The organism is Longimicrobium sp. (genome assembly GCF_036387355.1).
In the GTDB taxonomy this organism is placed as follows: Bacteria; Gemmatimonadota; Gemmatimonadetes; order Longimicrobiales; family Longimicrobiaceae; genus Longimicrobium.
The window spans coordinates 1-3,192 of record NZ_DASVTX010000188.1 but is presented as its reverse complement, the minus strand read 5'-3'; the positions used below and the strand labels follow the sequence as shown (position 1 = coordinate 3,192).

2 protein-coding genes are annotated in these 3,192 nt (G+C 72.8%); both read right to left on the bottom strand.

Going from position 1 to position 3,192, the window contains the following annotated elements; all coding sequences use genetic code 11:
- Window positions 1–8: 8 nt before the first annotated feature.
- Window positions 9–1,439: an IS66 family transposase gene (tnpC, locus tag VF665_RS08395; protein ID WP_331052964.1), complete on the bottom strand. Its 1,431-nt coding sequence runs from the start codon at window positions 1,437–1,439 to the stop codon at window positions 9–11.
- A gap of 170 nt (window positions 1,440–1,609) precedes the next feature.
- The coding region (locus VF665_RS08390) for a glycoside hydrolase family 3 protein (RefSeq protein ID WP_331052963.1) at window positions 1,610–3,192 on the bottom strand (1,583 nt) is incomplete at its 5' end.

Here is a 3,192-nt window from a genome sequence, read left to right as displayed (position 1 = left end):
GTAACTACTCAGCCGTTGAAGGCGGGGAGGACGGGTGCTCCAGAGAAGACGTTCTGCAGCGCACGCAGGAGGGGCCAGTGCTGCTTGCGCAGGGTCGAGATGCAGCTACGGATGCGGCAGAACATCTCGGCGCCGTGCACGGTACGGAAACCACCGGTCATCTTCTGCTGCGTCTTGAGCATGCGCAGATCGCGCTCGGCCAAGTTGTTGTCGAACGGTACGCGTGTGTCTTCGAGGAACGCCAGCACCGCGTCGGCGTGCCGCTCCAGGCGCCGCACCAGATTGTAACCCGGGCTCTCCTTGCGCCGCACCCCACGTCCGTCGGGTGGGCTGGGCGGATGGGCTTTGCGGCCCTCCTCCAGAAGCGCGTGGTAGCGCACCCGGAGCGCCCCGGATTCTACCCGCTTCGCGGCGTCGGAGCGCGCCTGCTGGGCGGCTGCATGTGCTTCGCGCAGCAGCGCCTGCATGGCACCACACCAGAGCGCCCCGGTCTCCTCTTCCACGGCGACCAGATCGCGCAGCAGGTGTGCATTGCACAGCGCATGGCGCGCCGGGTAGCTCAGGTACGAAGTGTACGCGTCGTGGACTGCCACGCCCCGATAGCCGGGCAGCACCCCCATGTCATCCAGCGCTTCACGCCCGCGCTTGCGGTGGGTGCGGTAGAGCGTCAGGGCGAGCGTTCCGGCGCTGTGCACCCAGCGGCGCTCGCCGCCCGCGCGCACCGTCGTCTCGTCAAAGTTCACGACTGCGCTTTCCCGCAGCGCCTTGTGGATCGCCCGCTCTACAGGGCCGAGCTCCTCGTAGGCCCGCTCCTGCGCGCGGGCCAGCGTGCCCTGGCAGGGGGCGCGGCCGAATAGATCCGCCATCAGCTCGGCGGCGCGCGCATAGGGCAGGAGGTGGTAGATCTGCAGGTACACGCCCAGTCCCAGCACCCCGGGCCCGTACTGCACCACCTCGTCCACTCCCGCGGGGAAGTCGGCCCGCGTGAGGTGCCCGCAGCCGGGGCAACACTTGCCCTCCGCCCGGTGCTCCGTCGCCCCGAGCGCCAGCGGTGGCAGGTCCAGCACCTGGCGCCGCTGGGTAACGATGGGCTCGACCTCCGCCAGATCGTGCCCGCAACGCGCGCATGCCGCCGGCGTGTGGACAAGCACGGCATCCGGTGTCTCGACCGGGGTAAGCGCGTGGCCGGGGTGCCCGGGCTGGCCGCCGGGCTTCTTGCCGCTCTTCTGCCGCAGGCTCTTGCGGCGGCGGCGGCGGAAGGTGGGCTCGTCGCTGGAGGGTGGCTTGTGGCTGTTGTGGCTGTCTTTGCTCTGTCTCAGCTCCAGTACCCGCACGCGCTCGGTGAGCGCCTCGATCTGCGCCATGAGCGACTGCACCAGCGCGACGACAGCGTCGGGGCCAGAATCGTACACCGCCAGGATCTCGTTGCGCGTCAGCACATCGCCCTCCCGAGGTATCGGTCACGGGCTCGCAGGCGGATGCATCAACTGTGCGCAGCCTGAGTAGTTACACCGCTGCAACAACCGCGGGAAGTCCGCCTTCGCGGACTGTGCTCGGGGCTTTCCGGAGCAGTCCCCGCAGGGGACTTCCCGCGGTGGTTGCAGCGGTTTCAGTGGCCCCCTTCTCCTCGGTCGAGCCCGGTGCCTACCTGGTGAAAGGGCGGGAGCGACACGGGGAGGCGGCCGCGGATGGGGGCGGTGCCGAGCAGCGCGCGGGCCGCGGCGCCCTCGCTCGCCTCGCCCGTGTCCCAGGACAGCAGGTACGCGGGCACGGAGGGGAAGCCGGTGAGGAGGTACGGGCTCCCCATCGACACCGCGATCACGGGGCGGCCGGCGGCGGCCAGCGATTCCACCCACGCCGCGAACTCGCCGCCGATGCCCAGCTCCTGGTTGTGCACCGGGGCCACCGCCGCGCTCGCCACGATCACGTCGGCGGAGGCGGCGCGCACGCGCAGCGAGTCGAACACCGCTTCCGGGGTCTGCGGACCCACCAGCACGTGTTCCACCGCCAGCCCGCCCGCCGCCAGCCCGCGCTGGAGCGCCGTCCCCGCGGAGCGCGCGCGGCCCGTGTAGGTGACGTGCAGCACCCGCGCGGCCCGCCGGATGGGGACCGCGCCCGTGCGGTCGCGCACCAGCACCAGCGCGCGCTCCGCCACCCGCGCGGCGACCTCCGCGTGCTGGGGCGTGCCCACGCGCCCGGCCGGTCCCGGCGCCGCCGGGCCGCGGTGCAGCCCCGCCGCCGCCTTCGCCCGCAGGATGCGCCGCGCCGCCTCCTCCACCCGCGCCGCGGGGATGCGCCCCGCCTGCACCGCCGAAACCACGGAGTCGATCACCTCCTCGTGCCCCGGCGGCTGGAGCAGCGCGTCCGCGCCGGCCAGGAGCGCGAGGATGCTCGCTTCGGCGACGGGATACGTGCGCGTCACGGCGCCCATGTTGAGCGCATCGGTGAAGACGATGCCGCGGAAGCCCATCTGCCCGCGCAGCAGGCCGGTGGTGATGCGCGGGGAGAGCGTGGCGGGCGCGGCGTTCGGCCCCTCGATCCCCTGCATGGCGATGTGGCCCACGAGCATCCCGTCCATCCCCGCGCCCGTCGCCGCCAGAAACGGTACCAGCTCCACGCGCGCCAGCCGCCCCGAATCCGCGCTGATGGCGGCGAGGCCCACGTGCGAGTCCACCTGCGTGTCGCCGTGCCCCGGGAAGTGCTTGCCGACCGTGAGCAGCCCCCCGGCCCGCGCCCCCTCGATCCACGCGGACGCGAGCCGCCCCACCCGGTCCGGCCGCTCGCCAAAGGAGCGCACGTTGATGATGGGGTTGTCGGGATTCGAGTTGACGTCCAGCACCGGCCCGAAGGTCAGGTGGATCCCCACCGCGCGCCCCTCCGACGCCGTCACCCGCCCCGCCTCGCGCGCCAGCGCCTCGTCGTCCGCCGCGCCGAACGCCATCGCGGGGGGCATGGAAGTGCCGCCGGGGGTGAGCCGCATCCCCGGCCCGGTCTCCAGATCGCTCACGATCAGCAGCGGAACGCGGGCGCCGCGCTGGGCCGCGTGCAGCTTTGCCGCCATCTCCGCCGGCGCGCCGATGGAAACGATCAGCCCGCCCACCTCGCCGCGCCCGACCCACTCCAGCATCCGCGCCGCCTCCTCCGGCTCCTGCGCGGGCGACTTGCCGCTGATCCACGGAAAGACGAGCTGCG